We start from the raw sequence: 19,221 nt of genomic DNA, 5'->3' as shown, positions 1-19,221 counted from the left end.
CCGTTAGCGAACTATTACAAGCTGCTAGTACACAATAGGACGTCCATTCTGGCTCGCTGCATCGAGTTGTCACATAGCTCGTGCTCGTAATTGTGCAAGATTTGGTTTTATCGTTTTTATCTCGCAGTGGCACAAGCAATACCTTAGCTTTGCCCACAACGCCGCTCGTGTGGGCAGACTGGATTGACAAGTAGCTTTTGTTCTAAGAGGAGTTCAGTGCCCAAGATCGTTGCGCCCGGGTTTGAACCCAAAGATGTCGGAAACGATGGCACCATCGCGCAGGCCATCAGTCGTCTTTTTCCCTCGTTAGCCGGGGAGGTAGTGGCTGCGGTAGCGGACGGCAAGTTAGTCGACATCTCGTCGGCAGTGGCAGGGAAAGAAAACATAAGGCTCATAAGCTCGAAAGACCCGGAGGGTCTCTCTGTTTTGCGGCATTCGGCTGCCCACATCCTGGCGAACGCAGTGCTGAGCCTGTATCCGGGTACCAAGTTCGCCACTGGCCCAGCTACTGATGACGGCTTTTTTTACGACTTCGACGTCGAGCGGCCTTTTACCGACGACGATCTGTCTCGGATCGAAGAACAGATGAAAGAGATCGTCGAAGCCGACCGCCCCTTTATTCGAGAGGAGATCTCCAAGAGCGAGGCGCTAAAGATCTTCGCGGATCAGCCTTACAAAGTAGAGATCATCGAGTCGGTCGATGAAGGCGAAGGGGCTGGAGAGAGCGTGGTTAGCATCTACCGGAATCCCCCTGACTTTGTGGATCTGTGTAGAGGCCCCCACGTTCCTTCCACAGGGATGGTTCGGCATTTCAAGCTGATGAGGGTGGCAGGAGCGTATTGGCGGGGCGATGCCCGCAACCGTCAGTTGCAACGCGTTTACGGTACCTGTTGGGCTACTCGAGAGGATCTGGAGAGTCATCTTAGGCGACTGGAAGAAGCGGCCCGGCGAGATCATCGTCGCCTCGGCGTCGAGCTCGATTTGTTTTCCTTTCCAGACGAGCTCGGCAGCGGTCTTGCACTCTGGCATCCAAAGGGCGCCGCGGTTCGGAAAATTCTCGAAGACTTCTCACGCCAAGAGCACGAGGCCGCAGGGTACAAGCTGGTATACACCCCCCACCTTGCCCGCTCGGTACTGTGGGAAACCAGCGGGCACCTTGACTTCTACGCGAACTTGATGTTTCCGCCAATGGAGGTGGAAGGCGCTTCGTACTACGCAAAGCCAATGAACTGCCCTTTCCACGTGATGATCTACAAAAGCCGCACACGCTCGTATCGTGAGTTTCCACTTAGGCTGTTTGAGCTAGGAACCGTGTACAGAATGGAACCCTCAGGGGTCATACACGGTCTTCTCAGGACTAGAGGTTTCACGCAAGACGACTCTCACATCTTCTGTACTGACGAGCAGCTTGATGCCGAGATTGTATCTCTAATCGAGTTCATGACCAGAGTGGTCGGAACCTTCGGGTTCGATCGCTTTTCGGCAAATCTTTCCACCCGGCCACACGACAAGTCGGTGGGGTCGGAAGAGATATGGGAGAGGGCAACGGCCGCACTCGCTTCGGGCCTGGAGCAGACTGGATTGCGGTACGAGGTGGACGAAGGAGGTGGGGCTTTTTACGGACCCAAGATCGACATCCACGTCGCCGACGCGATTGGCCGTAATTGGCAGTTATCCACTATTCAGCTCGACTTCAACTTGCCGGAGTTGTTCGATCTTGAGTATATGGGTCCGGACAACCTTCGCCACCGTCCGATCATGATTCACAGGGCTATGTACGGCTCGATAGAGCGCTTCTTTGGAATCCTCATCGAGCACTTTGCGGGCGCTTTCCCTACCTGGCTTGCCCCGGTGCAGCTCAAGATTTTGCCTGTGGCGGATAGGCACTTCGAGTACGCGGCGAGTATCGCAAAAGAAGCTGCGCTTCGAGGGATCCGTGTCGAAGTTGACAACTCTAGAGAGACTTTGTCGAACAAAGTCAGGAGGGCTCAGCTGGAAAAGGTGCCGTACGTAGCGGTTGTCGGTGATAGCGATGTCCTGGCGCGTACGGCTGGTCTAAGGACGCGGGATGGCTCTGACACGAGGGGAGTGCCAATACAGGAAATTCTGTCGCGAATAGAGTCAGAAGTTGCGGAGAAAACTTGAATGGATAGGCTCTGGGCTTCCTGGAGGATGGCATACATCGAGGGGGCATCGGCAGTTCCTTCCGGCGAGGAGGCATGCATCTTTTGCGAGCTTCCAAACGCAGGTAACGACCGGGAAGCGATGCTTGTTGCTCGACGGCCATCTGTGTTTGCGGTCTTGAACATTTACCCATATAACGTCGGCCACACGATGGTCGCTCCATACGCGCACGCGTCTTCTATAGAAGAGCTAGACTCTCGGGTGCGGGGGGCTCTTATGGAGCTCTGTGGGGAGGTAGTTGCTGCACTACGGCGTGCTTACTCTCCAGATGGTTTCAACCTAGGAATGAATCTTGGGAGGGTCGCCGGTGCCGGGTTTCCAGGTCATCTTCACATGCACATAGTGCCGAGATGGTCAGGGGACACCAACTTTATGCCCGTCGTCGCAGATACGAAGGTTCTACCCGAGGACTTGAGAACCACTTACGAGAAGCTGACAGCCGCCTTGGGAGACCTTGAGCAGAACCCTACCAAGTCTCGATGACCTCGAACGAGCAAAAGGCCGGCGATTCGGTAGACATTCCAGCGGATCTCGTTCCCGGAGCCATCGGAGAGGAGTACGAGTTTCCCGATATAAGGAGACGTGCTTACGGGGCGGCTTTTGTGATGGCAGCCTCGTTGGGGGGAATTGCAGTTGTGTACTTAGCCGATGACTCTTACTCCAACGGTGGATGGATTGCTGCCTCTTTGATTGGAATCGGGGTCGCCCTCTACATGTTTGCATGCTCATGGCAGTTGAAAATCTCCGAGAGGGAAGCGATTCTTCGTGCCGCAGCTAGCTTGTCATTTCCGGTGGGACCATCTTCTATCAGCATTGGTTGGAAAGGTATCCTCTCCCGCCCCGTGTGGCGTTTGTTGGCGTACTCAGGTGACGAGCCGCGTCCCAAGAGGCGAGGCTATGTTGCAGTCGATGCTATAAGTGGAGAAGTCGTCGACAAGATTGACGAGGAAAACCCGGAGGAATCCTGGTCAGAGTCTGGCTCGTAACGTCGTAAGCCGTGTAGCGCTTGCGATTAGAGGAGGAGTGTGCCCTCGCCGTTCTCGAAGCGGGAAGGCTTATTCCGGTCCGGAAGATAGGGGGTCGAGGGCTGCAAGAAAGTCTTCTAGGGTGGTGCAAAGCCCTTCTAGACGGCGCTTTCCGATTTGTTCCTCGATTCCCTCTAGGGCCTGACGTAACTCCGGGAGCTGCTTTTTGACCAGGGCACGACCTTTGTCGGTGAGGGCTACCAGCAGCGACCTGCGATCTTGGGAATCCCTTACTTTTTCCACAAGTCCCTTTTTTTCGAGGGAGGCAATTACTTGACTCATCCCTCCAGGGGTGACCAAGAACGACGCCGCAAGATCTGCAGGACGAGTTGGACCTTCTAGGGCCAGCTCCAACAAGACCCACCCGGAGGCAGCACCAAGGTTGTACCGGGCCCAGTGTGCTGCCTCGAGCTGAGAAACAACTGCAGCGGCGGATCGGATGAGCGCCACTGCTTCGAGGGCTTGCTCCGGCACTCTCAATCGCTCTGCTATCGAGGGTAAGTTTCGGTCGGTGCGCAGGAACCAGGTTTTGCTGGCAATTCTTGAGCAATGTTTCGAATCCACCACTACAGATACCTTTCTAAGTTTTAGCCAAAACACTCGCAGTCAAGCTCCCCGGTGTTGACTATGTATGCTTCACTGCGATAGTTTAGCCCTAAACTAAGTTAGTGAGTCCTTGAACCCCGGTCACGGTTTGGCTGGAGTCGGGTCACTAGTTTGAACCGTTCCAAGGAGAGAAGATGCTTGCGAAGACAGCCGAGTTTTGCGTGCGTCACAGGCTGGTAGTTCTACTCTTCTGGATACTCATTCTTGCAGGCTCTTTTGTGTTGTCTTCTTCGTTGGGCCCGCGTTACTCGAACGAGTTTAGACTCCCACACTCGGAGTCTCGCGAGGCTTTCGAGGTATTGCAGTCTGAGTTTCCAGACTTCAAGGGGGAACCTGTTCAGATTGTCTTCCGCTCCGAATCAGGGGTCTTCGACCCAGCAACCAAAGAAGAAATGCAAGCTCTCTTCGACCGAGTCAAGGCGTTCCCCTATGTCTCTTCCGTGCGGTCTCCCTACGAAGGTCAAGGAGCTGTCTCCAAAGACCAGAAAGTGGCATTCGCTACCATAGAGTTCGATAGAGAGCCCACCCAAATTCCTAGAGAAGCCATTGCCAGTCTCCGCGACACGATAATTGAAAAATCTAGACCCGGGATGGAAGTCGAGGCTGGCGGGATGGCGATCTCCCGCGCTGACATGCCCGAGTTGGGAAGTGCAGAGATTGTGGGACTTATAGTTGCGGTCCTCGTGATGCTTGTAGGGTTCGGGTCTTTTATAGCGACCGGCCTACCCATCATTACGGCCTTGTTCACTTTGGCGACCGCCATCTCACTCATCGTAGGTCTCAGTCATGCCATGACCGTTCCGATGTTCGCCCCCGAATTGGCGCGGATGATTGGGATTGGCGTGGGGATCGACTACGCGCTGTTGGTGGTCACCAGGTTCCGCCAGAACCTTCATTCGGGGGCGGGTCCAACTGAGTCCGCAGTGGGAGCCATTGCAACAGCCGGGCGTTCGGTGCTGTTTGCGGGAGCGATCGTGGCCATATCCCTCCTCGGCCTGGCTGTGATGGGATTGGACTTTGTGAATGGAATGGCGCTGTCGGCGGGAATATCCGTTGTGCTAGCGATTGCCGTGTCGCTAACCCTTCTACCGGTGGCCCTCGTAACGCTGGGAAGCAAAATCGACGCATTGAGAATTCCAATATTTAGCCGCGATGAGAGCAACTATAGGAAGAGTTGGTCGTATCGATGGTCTAGGACAGTTCAGCGTCGTCCTTGGGCCGCTGCAATAGTGTCGGGAGCAGCCCTCTTGCTTCTGGCCCTCCCAACGCTCTCCTTGGATTTGGGAGCATCGGATTTGGGAAATGTCCCTCGTTCAAAGACTCAGCGGCGCGCATACGATTTGCTATCCGATGCGTTCGGTCCGGGATTCAACGCCCCGGTTTTAGTTGTCATCCGAACTCCTCAAGCTGAGTCACTCGCTCAAGAGACACCCCAACAAATTCAAGGTATTCAGCCTGAGTCAGGGCCTGGGAATGACCTAGGGACGCAGGATCAAAGAATTGCACCGGCATTGCAAGAGGAGCGCAGGCTAGAACGCGTTCCAGTCCCGCTTCCTAGCTCGGTTGAGAGCGTACATGGCTCCGTTGCGAGTATTCCCGGAGTTGCCCAAGTTACTCGCCCGATGCCGGCCCCTTCGGGCAAGGCATATCTGTTTCAAGTAATTCCATCTACATCCCCACAGGACTCCCAGACTCGGCAGCTCATACACTTCATTAGGTCTTTGGCTGCCGATAACCGTGCCAGGGGAGGGCCCGAGGTGCTGGTCGGGGGCCTCACCGCCGCGTTCGTTGACCTCTCGGACTATTTGAGCCAGCGTCTTGTTTGGCTTATTGGAGGCGTGGTTGCGCTCTCTTTCTTTCTTCTCATGGTCGTGTTTCGGTCGTTGCTAGTCCCATTGAAGGCTGCGGTTATGAACGTCCTGTCTATAGGTGCTGCATACGGCGTCGTCGTCGCCATATTTCAGTGGGGGTGGATGAAGGACCTCGTCGGGGTCGAGAAGCCAGGACCGATAGAACCATTCATACCGATGATGATGTTTGCGATCCTTTTCGGATTGTCTATGGACTACGAAGTCTTCTTGATTTCGAGAATCAGGGAAGAATACGACAAGAGCGAGGATCCCAAAAGCTCCGTAGCAGACGGTCTGGCCGCCACTGCTCGCGTAATCTCGGCCGCAGCAGCGATCATGGTTGCGGTGTTTTTGTCATTCGTTTGGAACGACAACCGGATTATAAAGCTCTTCGGGTTGGGCCTGGCGACCGCGATATTCGTCGATGCGACAATGGTGCGACTGGTGCTGGTTCCATCAACTATGGAGCTATTGGGAAAAGCAAATTGGTGGCTTCCGCCGTGGCTAGATCGTGTTCTTCCCAAGATTTCCGTAGAGGCCAAATCTGACGATTCTGACTCGGAAAACCGGGAAGCTTCTCAAGTAGCTCTGAATGATGCCATACCAGAACCAGAGCGTTCGACTCAGTCACAGTCGAAGGTCAGGGCAGAGACGACATCGGGCCTAGGCGGTCCGTAGGTATAGATTACCTACAAATCCCAGAATGCCTGTGAAGTAGCGATGTGGCCTGGTGGGGTCAGGATCCTCGCGCTTCCGCCTTGATTCGCTCGGCTATGTGGCTAGGCACCTCTTCGTAGTGGCTAAATTTCATCGAAAACCGGCCTTGCCCGCCCGTGAGAGAGCGAAGGTCAGCCGAGTAACGAAGGAGCTCTGCCTCTGGAACCTTGGCCGTGATGAGAGTAAAACCTGCTTCAGCGGGCTCCGTGCTCAATATTTTGCCCCGCTTCGCGTTGAGATCGCCTTGGACATCGCCGACTTTGTCGTCGGGGACTATTACTTCCAAATCCATAATTGGCTCTAACAGTACTACCCCTGCATCAGGAAGGGCTGCTTGCAGAGCCAAAGAACCAGCCATCTTGAAGCTGAGTTCGTTGGAGTCGACAGGGTGGTGCTTTCCATCGACTAAAGTGGCGCGGATGTCAACAAGGGGATATCCAGCAAAAAAACCTCTTTCCATGGCCTCTCGGATTCCCTTTTCTACCGCAGGAATGAATCCTTTGGGGATCGCGCCTCCGACTATCTGATCCACGAACTCGAAGCCCGAATCCCTCGGAAGCGGCTCGATTTCGATCACCGCGACACCGAACTGGCCATGGCCTCCTGTTTGCTTTTTATGCTTACCCTCTGCACGTGCAGGTTTCGTAATCGTCTCCCTGTAGCTCACTTTCGGAAGCGAGGTTTCTACCTCAACGCCGAACTTACGCTTCAACTTTTCAAGAGTCGCATTGAGGTGGGTATCTCCTAGCCCCGAGAGAATCAACTGCCGTGTCTCGGGATTGTGATGGATCCGCAAAGTCGGATCCTCTTCGGACAGCCGATGCAATCCTTGGCTCAGCTTGTCCTCGTCACCCTTCGACTTAGGGGCCACCGCAAGACTGAACACGGGATCCGGAAGGCGCATGGGTGACAGGACCAGGTGAAGACCTTTCGAAGCGAGAGTGTCGCCGGTTTTCGTGTTGGTAAGCTTAGCGACTGCAGCTATGTCGCCCATCGACAACGCTTCGACCTCGATGTGCTCTTTGCCCCTCAATGCAAAGACTTGGTGCAGTTTTTCCTCGTGCCCAGAGGTCGTATTCCAAACGACTGAGTCGCCCTTTATGCCACCGGATACGATCCTGAACACGGAGAGCTTTCCTACGAAAGGATCGGCGATTGTCTTGAATATGCGGGCAACAAAGGGACCTTCGGGGCTCGCGTCGAGCTGCACTTCCTGGTCGGAATCGGAACTTTTCGTGCCTCGGATGATCTTGTGTTCGAGGGGAGACGGCCCGAACTCAGCAATGAAGTCCAAGAACAGATCGACCCCTAGGGGACGAGTTGCACATCCTCCCAATACAGGCAGTATCTGACGAGACATGATCGCTTTGGCCATCCCTTCCGAGAAGGATTTGATGTCTAGATCCCCGGTTTCTAGGTATGTATCCAGCAGGGCCTCGTCAGTCTCAGCGACAGCTTCGACAAGGGAAATTCGGGCAGCCTCGACGTCTTGGTCTTCGGGGAGATGGCTATCCGAAGGCTCGGCTCTGAAGGATCCGTTTTTGTACAAGAACGCCTTTTTCGAGAAGTTGTCGTACAAGCCTTCCAGGTTTTCTTCACGGCCGATCTGGCCTTGTACCGCCAAAACATCCCCCCCGAACGTGTCCCTTAAAACCTCGGAGGTTTCGTAAATAGAGGCTCTCTCTTTGTCGAGCTTGTTTACGAAGCACATGGCGGGGATTCCCATCTCTTTTGCGATTTTCCAGTAGTAGCGGGTTTGGACCTGGGGGCCATCTGTTGCGCTTACTACGAAGACGGCGAGGTCAGCAGCGTACAATCCTGCGATCGCCTCCCCCTCGAAATCTGGGGAGCCGGGAGTGTCGACTAGATTGATCTTTACGCCCTTCCACTCAACAGGCGCGAGTGCAAGCGATATGGAAAACCTTCGCTTTGTCTCCTCGGGCTCGTAGTCGCAGACGGTGTTTTCATCTTCAACTCGGCCTTGTCGACTCAGCGCCCCGCTTACATAGAGGCATGCCTCTGCAAGGCTTGTCTTCCCACTCCCGTTGTGTCCTATAAGCACTACGTTTCTTATTTTCTCGGAGGCGTACTGTTTCAAGGATCCACTCCTTCCAGCTACATCACCCTGCAATCTTAGCTTTGGAGTCGCCGGTCAAAACCTGACTACAACATGGTATCGGTACGGGGCTTGGGGCTATGCTTGCGACGTGACTTCCCAAAGTAGGTTCGAATGCTCGATAACAAGCTAAGGGGAAAAGCGGAGCGTTTTACCGAGCCGGTCGGCCGCTTTCTCGTCCGCCTCGGGTTCTCAGCGAATAAGTTGACGGTGACTGGGTTCGTACTCAGCGTCGCCGCGTCGATGCTAGTCGCTACGGGCCGATTCGTCTTGGCGCTCCTCGTGGGAGCTGTTGGTACAGTCCTCGATATGCTAGACGGCGCAGTAGCTAAGGCGGGGCAGACTTCGTCTAGGCGGGGGGCGTTTTTGGACTCGGTGGGTGATCGGCTGTCGGAGACGGCGATGTTCGCTGGCCTCGGATGGTACCTGATAGGCACTCGACCGAAGCTTGCGTACTTATGCCTACTGGGACTGGGATTTTCACTGATCATCTCTTATGAGAGAAGCAAAGCCGAATCTTTAGGGCTCAAAGGAAAGGGGGGATTGTTTGAGCGCGGCGAGCGTTTGATCCTTCTTGGTATTGCCGTCGGTGTACCGGGAGCGTTGGTTCCTGCATTGTGGATTCTCGTTGCTGGTACTGGCTTCACTGTCGTCCAGCGGTTCTGGTCCATACTCCAGCAGTCGGAGCCCCCGCCTCAGCCGGTGGGTATCGAGCCATATAAGCTTAGTGTGGCAGAGTTGAAGCGACGGAGCGCCTTGGCTCGAGCACGGTACAAGGAGCGATGGGAGTTCGCGCGGCGGCGATCCCTTCCTCGGCGGGCTAGGAACCGGTGAACTTTGAAGTTCGTTCAAGAGCGTCCGCTGGCAATAGGAGGCTCGGCAAGGTGGAGCTCCGACCGCTGCGCACGAAAGACCGCTTAGTTTTGGGAGACTCGGCTCCTGCCGGCCCTTGGGAGGCGTTCCGGAAGTTCGAGGCTGGACCTTGGATCGCATATGGGTGGGCCCGGATAGGAGAATTTCTAGCTCGGGTTTTGCCGGAATCTCTTGCGCCTCCCCTCCTGTGGGCTCTTCAAACCGCCTATTCCAGGATGTCTAAGCGGCGAATGCTCATGATGCGCCGGCACCTCGAGAAAGTGCTAGGCCCCATGCCCGCACGCGAGCTAGAGCAACGCATGCAACGAGCAACGGCGCTTTATGCCCGATATTGGTACGAGACGTTCAGATTGTCATCGATGCCTAGTTCTGAAGTTGTCGAGCTGTTGGAGACTGAGGGGGAGGAATGGATTGCCGAGTCGCTGCAGAAGGGCAAGGGTGTCATTCTCGCCCTTCCTCACCTTGGAAACTGGGATATGGCGGGCTGCTACGTATCCCACAGGTACGGCCCAGTGCTTGCGATTGCGGAGTACTTGAGGCCGCGCAAGGCTTTTGAGCATTGGAAACGGACCCGTGAACGGCTGGGCATGCGTATAGTGCCGTTGGACGGTACATCTCTTTCCGTCAAAGAAGCGATTAAGCAGTTGAAGTCGGGCGGTATCGTAGCCCTCGTCGCGGATAGGCAGATAGGGCCTGGGGGGATACCAGTGGAGTTCTTCGGAGAGATTACCCGCGTCCCGGCAGGCCCTGCGGCTTTGGCCTTGCGAACGGGGGCCGACTTACTTCCAGTGGGGCTCTACATGATCGAGGGAGGGCGTCACCGCGGGGTTGTCCGCCCACCTATTGGCCCGAGCCAAGGCTCCAGTGTGCAGGAGAAAATAGTCGAGACAACCACATCCTTGATCAGGGAATTCGAGGAGCTCATTCGCAACGATCCGGAGCAGTGGCACCTGTTCACTCCCTTTTGGCCTTCCGATTGGGAGGCTCTCGGGGTTCAGGCACCGAGTTAGTTGGGCGATCACGCATGCGGATTGCTCTTGTATGTCCTTACTCGCTGTCAGCACCGGGCGGGGTCCAAAACCACGTTCTGTCGCTGGCAACCCACTTAACTATGGCCGGTAACACGGTGTTAGTGATGGCGCCACTGGACGGAGATTCTCCTTCTGTCGATGGCGTCGAAGTGGTTGGTGTTGGGCGTTCTCTGCCTTTCCCAGCTAACAAGTCCGTCTCGAGACTGGCGCTTTCTCCTGCGGTACCACTTCGATTACGGCGCTTTTTTTCGCACTTCAAACCAGAGGTCGTACACGTTCACGAGCCGCTACAGGCGGGCGTCTCTCTGTATACGCTGCTTCTAAGGGAAAGACCACCATTGGTAGCGACTTTTCACGCGGCAGCGGAGCGGATGCCCTTTTATGACTGGTTTCGGCCAGCATTCGCGCGGCTGCTCCGACGCATCCAGATCAAGGCAGCTGTGTCGCCGCCGGCAAGAGAGCTGTTACGACGTCACTTCGGTGATGAAGTGGCCGAAAAGATCCGGATTCTCCCTAATGGAATAGAAGTCGCGAAGTTCGCGGGCCTTTCTAAGCCGCCCTCTTCTCGGCCCGAGATCGTTCTTTTTGTGGGAAGGTTGGAAATGCGAAAGGGATGCGACATTCTTTTGGACAGTTGGCCGATGGTTATAGACTCCCATCCGAGTGCCCGCCTCGTTGTTGTAGGGGACGGACCCTTGAGAGCCACCCTTGAGGCCAAAGCTGCTCGCATCAGAGGTGTAGAGATGAAAGGACGCCTCGATGACGACGAGCTATTGAGGGCTTACGGCTCCGCCAGGGTAGTTTGCGTTCCCTCGGTCGCTTCCGAGTCCTTCGGAATAGTGCTGTTGGAGGGAATGGCATCGGGCGCGTGTGTGGCCGCTGCCGAACTCGATGGCTACCGGTGGGTCGGGGGAGACGCGGTTGCTTATTTCCCTGCCGGAGATTCGAGGGCAGTCGCCGAGACGATCTGCGATCTTCTGGCTACACCAATGCGTATGGACGAGCTAGCGAGGCGTGGGCGCTCTCGAGCAGCTCGCTTCGACTGGGAACGACTGGTCCCCGATGTTATGGCGACTTACAAGGAGGCAGCTGGTTCTGGTCAAGACGCATAGCCAAACGGAGACAAGCTTCGACCGGCTCCGACGAGAACAATGCGGAAGTACCAAGATCCCGAAGAGGGTGAAGCTATCGGCCTTTGACCCGAGGAAGAGGTACGGACGGTATGTACACATCCGATCTTCTTTTTGACTGCGTGGAGCTGGCTCGCAAAGTGAGGGCAGCTGTTCTTCCGCATATGGGAACCTTCGGCGCGCGAGACCAGGTAGGTACTGCGGTTGGAGGGGATGCCACGATGAAGATAGACGAAGTAGCAGAAGGCGTGGTTCGGGCTTTCATCGAGGAAAGGCCCACCTACTCGATCTACACGGAGGATGCTGGTTTGAATAAATCTCCTCGGGCCGAGGCGATCCTCGTCGTCGATCCGATAGACGGCACGCGGCCCGCTGCGGCTGGTTTCGAGTCGAGCTGTGTGTCGGTGGCGGCGACGACCAATCTCGAAGATCCGGTCCTCGATGACATAGAGGCCGCATGCGTTCTAGAGATCAAGTCGGGTACTTGTTTTCTCGCTGACTCGAACGGCGAGGTGGCCATAGTCGCTGGGGAAGAGCGGCTGCGCCCATCACCCACCGACAACTCCGACTTATCCTCTGCGTTTTGGGCCGGCGGATACAGGGGGCGGCCGTACCTACCAGTGGCCGCTGCGGTATCCAGCCTCGCCGATGCGTGTGCGATTGGTGGGTCGACCTTCGATTTAGGCTCTGCCAGCTACATCATGACCCGAATAGTCACCGGCCAGCTCGACGCATACGTCGATCCAGCGCTCCGAGTGCTGGCTACCTACCCTGTTTTGGAAGCGGAGTTTTTGCGGGCCGGGCGTGGAGCCGTCGTGTGCAACGCGCCCTACGATATAGCAGCTGCTTATTTATGCCTGCGAAATGCAGGTGGCGTTGTAACCGACGCGTGGGGAGAGGCTATAGGGAATAGGAGCTTGCTAGGGTCTGACCGCCAGGCTCAGATTTCTATTGTCGCGGCATCCAATGCCAAATTGCACAAGGCAATCCTTGCCGAACTGGACGCTTCCATCTCCGCCATGGAAGAGCTTGTTCCGTGTATCGTCTCTTTTAGTACAGCTCTGCAAAAGGGTGCTCTTGAGGTGAACTGAACTGGAGCTAATCAATGACTATTGCTTTTATCGTTTTATTGATTGTCGTCGTGGGCTTGATAGCTTGGGCTGTGGGTGTGTGGAACTCCATCGTCCGCCTAGAAAACCGGATCGACAATGCCTGGAGTCAGATTGACGTTCAGTTAAAAAGACGGCTCGATTTGATTCCCAATCTCGTAGAAGCGGTCAAAGGATACGCCGCCCACGAACGAGAGGCTTTAGAGCGGGTAGTGCAAGCTCGCAACCAAGCTCTCTCGGCCCGAGGCCCTAAAGAACAGGGGCAAGCCCAAAACGTTGTCACCGATGCCCTGCGACAGCTGTTCGCCCTGTCGGAGTCATATCCGGACTTGAAGGCGAACCAGAACTTCTTGCAACTTCAAGAGGAGCTGACAGCCACCGAGGACCGCATAGCCTATGCTCGCCAGTTCTACAACGATGCCGTGCTGGCTTTTAACAATAAAATTGAGACTTTCCCTGGTTTGTTGTTCAAGGGATCTCGCACGCCGAAGGAGATGTTCGAGGAGCCTGGCCTCGACAGGTCGACTCCTCCCAGGATCAGCTTTAGCTGATTGCTGGCTAGTATCGCTGCTACACGGACCCACTCGGCACGAGCGCGCCTTTTTGTGCCAGAGATAGTGAAATCGAGGGATGTTTTACGAACGAATTGCATCTAACAAGCGCCGGACGGTCCTCCTCGTTGGGTTGTTCATAGCATTTGTCCTCGCTGTGGGCGCGGCTCTCTCTTACCTCTTGCGCTTTGGCTGGATTGGCCTGGCCGTTGCTGGGGTAGTGGCGTTGGTTCTGAGCGTCGGATCGTATTGGAACTCTGACAAAATCGTGATAGCGCTGGCTGGTGCAAAGCCAGCCGATCCTGTGCAGTATGCACGACTTCATAATCTCGTCGAGGCGATGGCGATCGCAGCAGGTATTCCCAAGCCGAAGGTGTATGTAATAGACGACCCCGCGCCTAATGCTTTTGCAACGGGACGAGATCCCCGACACGCGGCTATAGCGGTCACAACGGGACTGCTAGAGATCATGAACAGAGTGGAACTCGAGGGTGTCATAGCTCACGAGATGAGCCACATCAAAAACTACGATACCCTCGTAGGAACTGTGGCCGCGGTATTGGCTGGGACTGTTGTCGTTGCCTCGGATATTACTCTGCGTCTTCTGTGGTTCGGGGGCGACCGGAGGGGACGGGATTCGGAATCTAAAAACCCGATCTTTTTAGCTCTGGCGTTGCTTGCGGTGGTGCTAGCTCCCCTAGGAGCCGCTCTCATTCGAGCAGCCATATCAAGACGGCGAGAGAGCTTGGCCGACTTCTCCGCAGTCCAGCTAACTCGCTATCCGCCTGGCCTGATCGGGGCATTGGAAAAGCTCCGAGACAATCCGACTGTTGTGCGACACCACTCCAATGCCATCGCGCATCTCTATATAGAGTCTCCCGTTGCCAGCGAAAGCTCCGTACTTAACCGACTCTTTGACACACACCCTCCTATAGAAGAGCGCATCGAGGCTCTAAAAGAGCTGTGAAGCCCGAATTTACCGAGACCGACTTACGTTCTCGTTTTTCGCTTGTATATCGTCTTGAAGATAGAAGGTAATTCGTTGCGTCCGTCCTAGAAGAACCTCTTCCTTCTATTTGGAGGCCAATTCTAGAATTGGCTACAAAGAGCTGTGGGACTCGAGCACGCGGTTGTCCAAGAGAAGTTTCGGTTGCGAAACCGAAACGAGGACAGCGTGGGGTTGGAAAGATCTCCCAATACGAGTTGTGTCCCAGAATTCGTGTAATAGAAACAGAAGTTGAGGTAGATATGAGCGACAACCACCGAGTCGGCACTGCAAAGGTCAAGCGCGGCCTCGCTGAGATGCTCAAGGGCGGCGTAATTATGGACGTGGTCTCGCCCGAACAAGCTCGCATAGCAGAGGATGCGGGAGCCTGCGCAGTGATGGCGCTGGAGCGAGTACCAGCAGACATCCGCGCCCATGGAGGAGTGGCCCGGATGTCAGACCCTCAGATTATCGAGGCCATAAAAGAAGCGGTGACTATTCCGGTTATGGCGAAGGTTCGCATTGGTCACTTTGCTGAAGCTCAAGTGCTAGAAGCGTTGGAGGTCGACTACATCGACGAGTCTGAAGTTCTCACACCAGCCGACGAAGAACACCATATAGACAAGTGGCAGTTCAAGGTGCCCTTTGTTTGCGGAGCTCGAAATTTGGGTGAGGCGCTCAGGCGGATAGCCGAGGGCGCTGCTATGATTCGCTCGAAGGGCGAGGCTGGAACTGGAAACATTGTCGAGGCTGTGCGCCACATGCGTGCTATTCGTTTGGGCATTACCCGGCTGCGCGCGATGTCTCCAGAGGAGAGGTTTGCCGCGGCTAAAGAGCTGGGGGCTCCGCTAGACCTCGTCGAAGAAGTGGCGAAGACTGGCAGACTCCCCGTTGTACTCTTCTGTGCTGGAGGCGTGGCCACCCCTGCCGATGCAAGCCTCATGATGCAGCTAGGGGCCGAAGGTATCTTCGTAGGATCGGGGATATTCAAATCGGAGGATCCACCTCGTATGGCTAGGGCTATCGTCGAGGCGACAACCCATTACAACGATCCACATATCGTGGCGAAAGTCTCCCGTGGCCTCGGCGTCCCCATGAAGGGGATTGATGTTGCCTCGCTCCCCGAAGAACAGCGCCTGGCGCCTCGTGGTTGGTAGCGGACCGAGAGCTGAGGTCTCTGATTGGGCCTTTGGAGATCAGAAGTGGCATAGACCCGGTGAAGGTCGGGGTTCTCGCTTTGCAAGGGGCATTCAAGGAGCACGAAGCGGTCTTGGCTCGTCTTGGAGCAGAGTCCAAAGAGGTAAAAGTGCCCTCTGACCTTTCTGGTATTGACGCTCTGGTGATTCCTGGCGGCGAGTCTACGGTGCAGTCAAAACTTATGGAATCTTCAGGAATTTTTGAGCCGCTTTCCAAGCTGATCTCTGAAGGCCTGCCGGTGATGGGAACGTGTGCTGGCATGATCATCTGCGCATCCGAGGTCGAAGACGGGGTACTGGGTCAAAAGACTCTTGCGGCAGCCCGTATATCGGTGAGGCGCAATGCCTTTGGTCGCCAGATTCACAGTTTCGAGGCAGACCTGGAAGCTCCGGTTTTAGATCCGCCCCGTTTCCACGGCGTGTTCATCAGGGCTCCCCTTCCCGAGCGCATAGATGAGCGTGTGGAGCCCTTAGCATTCCTTGCCGGCAAACCTGTGGCAGTACGGGACCGCAACTTATTCTTGTTCGCGTTCCATCCCGAGTTGGCCGGAGACGACCGGTTCCATCTGTATTTTCTCGAGAGGGCTAAATAGAAAAGGCGGTCTGTCGAGATGTCGGGACACTCGAAGTGGCACTCCATAAGGCACAAGAAAGGCGTAGTCGATGCTCGCCGGGGCAAGCTTTTCGCCAAACTAATTCGCGCTATCGAGGTGGCGGCGAGACAGGGAGGAGGCGATCCAAAAGGCAACCCTACTCTGGCCACGGCTATCCAGAAAGCCAGAGATGCCTCGATGCCCATGGACAATATAGAGCGCGCCATCAAACGGGGAACGGGCGAGCTCGAAGGAACCACCTACGAGAGGGTTTCGTATGAGGCCTATGCACCGGGCGGCGTGGCCTTACTTATCGATGTGCTGACCGACAACCGGAACAGGGCTGCCTCCGAGGTTCGTTCGATCGTAACTCGCAATGGAGGATCAATGGGGGAGCCCGGGTCGGTTTCGTGGATATTCGAGATGCGAGGTGTTGTGAGCGTCGAGGCAGGCTCCATTGACGAAGATAAACTAATCGAGGTTGCTGCGGAGGCTGGCGCCGAAGACGTCGACACTGACGGTTCTGTGTGGGAAATCCGTTGCGCGCCGGAGGCATTGAAAGACCTGCGGGACAGTTTGGAGGCCGAGGGAGTGCGAATTATGCAAGCAGAGGTGACGATGATACCTCAGACAACGGTTCCGGTTTCTGACCGTGCCACGGCTCAGAAAGTTCTCAAACTCATAGAGGCGCTAGAAGACAGCGACGACGTCCAAGCTGTCTACGCTAACTTCGACATTCCCGACCAAATTCTGGCAGAAGCAGGCTGAAATTTAGGGCCTGTGTGGCTCGGAATCCATTGGATTGTCGTAACCCTCCGTTATCGTGAATCTAGTGAGTCTTTGAGACTTTTCAGGCTCTACAGAGCAGCAAATCAGCATGGCGACTACTTTGCTTGTCCGAGCGTCATCGGCGCTGAGTCTATATGGTGCTGGGACGCCGGATAGAGCGGCGAGGGGGTTTTTATCGCTCGAGAACAATAGAGCCAGGGAGGAGAGATTCGTCGGTTTGAGAGTGTTGGGAATCGATCCGGGGCTTGCTCGGACCGGCTACGCGATCGTTGAAGAGGCCGGCTCGAGACTGTACGCACCGGCTATCGGTGTGATCAAGACATTGAGAGGAACTGCCATTTCTGAGCGTCTCTGTAGTTTGGAGGAAGCGCTCCTTGGAATTCTTGGCTCCTTCGAGCCAGAGTGCGTGGCACTGGAACGGGTCTACTTTCAGGTGAATGCTAAATCCGCTATACAAGTTGGCGAGGCGGCTGGGGTCGTGCTTTTACTAGCAGGAAAGTTCGGTTTAGATGTCTTTGGATACTCGCCCAACGAGGTCAAGCGAGCCCTTACGGGGTACGGGGCCGCTGACAAAAAGCAGATGGCTTCTATGACGGCGCGGCTTCTAGGGTTGGAGCCAGCGAGTATTGAGGCCGATGCTGCCGACGCTGCTGCGGTAGCTGTGGCGCACCTCAATTCGAGTCGTCTCGCAGCCTCCGTGAGGAGAGCACTTTGATAGCTGCGATAAGAGGAAAGGTAATAGCTGTTCGCGATCTCGATTCAGGACTTGAGATCGTGGTAGACGTAAGCGGAGTGGGCTACCGCGTTCTCGTTCCAACACGTATCGCTGAGTCCGTCTCTCGGCAGAACAGCGATGTCTTTCTCCACACGTACTTGCATGTTCGAGAGGATGCGTTGGTACTTTACGGATTCAACACGCCACAAGACCGGGACGCATTCGAGGTACTCATGGCGACGCCCGGTGTAGGACCCAAGGTAGCCCTATCCGCTCTTTCTGTGTACAGCGCAGCGGAGCTATGTTTAGCAGTCTCGGGGGAGGATGCCGGAGCACTAGCCATTGTGCCCGGCATAGGTCCCAAGCTCGCCCGGCGCATTGTGGTCGAGATGAGGGACCGGTTGGGTAAAGGATTGATGCCCGCAGAACCCTCAGGTTCTGCAATGTCTGAGGCCCGAGCCGCTTTGGGCGAGCTTGGATACTCGGCTGCCGAGATTGCGGAGGCACTTCAGGTAGCCGATCCCACCTTGCCGGTCGAAGAAATCGTGTCCGCAGCGCTCAAGGCGTTGGGCGAGAGGCGGAGAGCAGTGTAGATGGCCGACGATCTTTCCGATGTTCGTCCTCTCTCTCCTGAGGCTGTTTCTGAGGACGCAGCCACCGAGCAGGCCCTGAGACCTAAGAGCCTGGCCGAATTCATTGGACAACCTGCACTCAAGGAGCACTTGAGGGTCATGATAGAAGCCGCGAAGCAACGTCAAGACGCGGCTTGCGACCACATGTTGTTTTGCGGCCCTCCAGGTTTGGGCAAGACTAGCATGGCTGGCATTGTCGCTTCAGAGCTGGGTGTAGGGTTCAGAGTTACCAGCGGGCCTGCCCTGGAGCGACCGGGCGACCTTGCCGCGATCCTATCGAATCTAGAGCGCGGGGACGTACTCTTCGTGGATGAGATACATCGGCTACCTAGAACCGTCGAGGAACTGATGTATCCAGCGCTTGAAGATTTCAAGATAGACATTGTCATTGGTAAAGGGCCTGCAGCCCGGTCGGTGCGAATCGAGATAGCTCGGTTTACCTTGATCGGAGCCACCACAAGACCAGGCTTGATTACAGGTCCGCTCAGAGACCGTTTTGGCTTCATATCTCGCTTTGACTACTACTCGCCCGAAGCTCTGGCGGAAATCGTAAAACGCTCGGCATCGTTGCTCTCGCTACGCATAGATGAAGGCGCTGCAGCAGAGATAGGACTACGTTCTAGGGGCACCCCTAGAATCGCCAACCGGATTCTGCGAAGGGTGAGGGACTTCGCCCAGGTGGAAGGGGCAGAAGTCATTACTAGATCAATTGCATGCCAGGCCCTCGAGTTGTTCGAGATCGACAGTCGGGGTCTCGATAGAACAGATCGCGCAATCCTCAAGGCCGTGGTAACGAAGTTCGGAGGTGGTCCGGTGGGGCTGCAGACCCTCTCTGCTGTGGTGGGGGAAGATCCCGAGACAATTGAGGAGATGTACGAGCCGTATCTTATACAACAAGGATTTATGCACAAGACTCCGAGGGGCAGAGTGGCGACTCCGCTGGCGTACCAGCACATCGGCGTGGAACATCCGCTAGAAGCGGAGCTGCTCTCCATCTTCGACCAGGAGGTGTAGAGCAGCGGCCGACAGAGGGATGGAGTTGGGCGAATACAGCTCGGGCGAGTATGACTATCTCCTACCTAAACAGGCCATTGCTCAACAGCCATCGGAGCCGCGGGA

The 19,221-nt window shown here is 55.7% G+C and carries 18 protein-coding genes; 16 read left to right on the top strand and 2 right to left on the bottom strand.

The window, feature by feature from the left end:
- The first annotated feature begins 183 nt into the window (after positions 1-183).
- From C4318_06410 to C4318_06400, 3 genes are read left to right on the top strand one after another with little or no spacing between them, the layout of a single operon-like run.
- Complete coding sequence (locus tag C4318_06410) at positions 184-2,145, top strand: threonine--tRNA ligase (protein MER3454777.1); 1,962 nt, start codon at positions 184-186, stop codon at positions 2,143-2,145.
- Positions 2,146-2,667 (top strand): HIT family hydrolase, encoded by a 522-nt coding sequence (locus C4318_06405; protein ID MER3454776.1) that lies wholly within the window; start codon positions 2,146-2,148, stop codon positions 2,665-2,667. It abuts the gene before it with no gap.
- Positions 2,664-3,170, top strand: coding sequence for a hypothetical protein (locus C4318_06400; GenBank protein MER3454775.1), 507 nt, complete (start codon positions 2,664-2,666; stop codon positions 3,168-3,170). Before C4318_06405 ends, C4318_06400 begins: the two co-directional genes overlap by 4 nt.
- Positions 3,171-3,239: 69 nt before the next feature.
- Here the strand turns inward: C4318_06400 and C4318_06395 are convergent, their stop codons facing one another.
- Complete coding sequence (locus C4318_06395; GenBank protein ID MER3454774.1) at positions 3,240-3,815, bottom strand: hypothetical protein; 576 nt, start codon at positions 3,813-3,815, stop codon at positions 3,240-3,242.
- 134 nt (positions 3,816-3,949) lie between these two features.
- Between C4318_06395 and C4318_06390 the strand changes: the two genes are divergently transcribed.
- A complete protein-coding gene (locus C4318_06390; GenBank protein MER3454773.1) occupies positions 3,950-6,343 on the top strand; it encodes a hypothetical protein in 2,394 nt (797 codons plus the stop codon).
- 58 nt (positions 6,344-6,401) lie between these two features.
- Here C4318_06390 and C4318_06385 read toward each other — a convergent pair whose 3' ends face one another.
- Positions 6,402-8,513, bottom strand: coding sequence for an elongation factor G (locus C4318_06385; GenBank protein MER3454772.1), 2,112 nt, complete (start codon positions 8,511-8,513; stop codon positions 6,402-6,404).
- A 99-nt stretch (positions 8,514-8,612) separates the two neighbouring features.
- On the opposite strand from C4318_06385, the gene C4318_06380 reads away from it, so the two are divergent.
- The 12 genes from C4318_06380 (at position 8,613) to C4318_06325 (ending at position 19,116) form a co-directional block, all read left to right on the top strand.
- The gene (locus C4318_06380; GenBank protein ID MER3454771.1) at positions 8,613-9,332 is read left to right on the top strand and encodes a CDP-alcohol phosphatidyltransferase; all 720 of its coding nucleotides are present in this window, start codon (positions 8,613-8,615) and stop codon (positions 9,330-9,332) included.
- The gene (locus C4318_06375; protein ID MER3454770.1) at positions 9,329-10,381 is read left to right on the top strand and encodes a phosphatidylinositol mannoside acyltransferase; all 1,053 of its coding nucleotides are present in this window, start codon (positions 9,329-9,331) and stop codon (positions 10,379-10,381) included. The genes C4318_06380 and C4318_06375 overlap by 4 nt, the downstream gene beginning before the upstream one ends.
- Positions 10,382-10,395: 14 nt before the next feature.
- Positions 10,396-11,514 carry an alpha-(1-2)-phosphatidylinositol mannosyltransferase gene (locus C4318_06370; protein ID MER3454769.1) on the top strand — a complete coding sequence of 373 codons (1,119 nt, stop codon included), beginning with the start codon at positions 10,396-10,398 and terminating at the stop codon, positions 11,512-11,514.
- A 110-nt stretch (positions 11,515-11,624) separates the two neighbouring features.
- Positions 11,625-12,623 carry a hypothetical protein gene (locus tag C4318_06365; protein ID MER3454768.1) on the top strand — a complete coding sequence of 333 codons (999 nt, stop codon included), beginning with the start codon at positions 11,625-11,627 and terminating at the stop codon, positions 12,621-12,623.
- A gap of 14 nt (positions 12,624-12,637) precedes the next feature.
- Positions 12,638-13,192, top strand: a complete 555-nt coding sequence (locus C4318_06360) for a hypothetical protein (GenBank protein MER3454767.1) — start codon at positions 12,638-12,640, stop codon at positions 13,190-13,192.
- 79 nt (positions 13,193-13,271) lie between these two features.
- The gene (locus C4318_06355) at positions 13,272-14,159 is read left to right on the top strand and encodes a zinc metalloprotease HtpX (GenBank protein ID MER3454766.1); all 888 of its coding nucleotides are present in this window, start codon (positions 13,272-13,274) and stop codon (positions 14,157-14,159) included.
- A 281-nt stretch (positions 14,160-14,440) separates the two neighbouring features.
- Positions 14,441-15,334, top strand: a complete 894-nt coding sequence (locus tag C4318_06350; GenBank protein ID MER3454765.1) for a pyridoxal 5'-phosphate synthase lyase subunit PdxS — start codon at positions 14,441-14,443, stop codon at positions 15,332-15,334.
- 59 nt (positions 15,335-15,393) lie between these two features.
- Positions 15,394-15,966: a pyridoxal 5'-phosphate synthase glutaminase subunit PdxT gene (locus C4318_06345; protein MER3454764.1), complete on the top strand. Its 573-nt coding sequence runs from the start codon at positions 15,394-15,396 to the stop codon at positions 15,964-15,966.
- An 18-nt stretch (positions 15,967-15,984) separates the two neighbouring features.
- Entirely contained in the window at positions 15,985-16,734 is a 750-nt protein-coding gene (locus C4318_06340) for a YebC/PmpR family DNA-binding transcriptional regulator (GenBank protein ID MER3454763.1), read from the top strand.
- Positions 16,735-16,843: 109 nt separating this feature from the next.
- The gene (gene ruvC / locus C4318_06335; GenBank protein MER3454762.1) at positions 16,844-17,470 is read left to right on the top strand and encodes a crossover junction endodeoxyribonuclease RuvC; all 627 of its coding nucleotides are present in this window, start codon (positions 16,844-16,846) and stop codon (positions 17,468-17,470) included.
- On the top strand, positions 17,467-18,063 hold the full coding sequence (ruvA, locus tag C4318_06330) for a Holliday junction branch migration protein RuvA (GenBank protein ID MER3454761.1): 597 nt from the start codon (positions 17,467-17,469) through the stop codon (positions 18,061-18,063). The genes ruvC and ruvA overlap by 4 nt, the downstream gene beginning before the upstream one ends.
- A complete protein-coding gene (locus tag C4318_06325; protein MER3454760.1) occupies positions 18,064-19,116 on the top strand; it encodes a Holliday junction branch migration DNA helicase RuvB in 1,053 nt (350 codons plus the stop codon). It abuts the gene before it with no gap.
- Positions 19,117-19,221: the final 105 nt, after the last annotated feature.

The organism is Acidimicrobiia bacterium (genome assembly GCA_040289475.1).
GTDB lineage: Bacteria > Actinomycetota > Acidimicrobiia > ATN3 > PSLF01 > PSLF01.
Note: the sequence above shows the minus strand (reverse complement) of the source record. Positions and strands in the feature narration are given on the sequence as shown.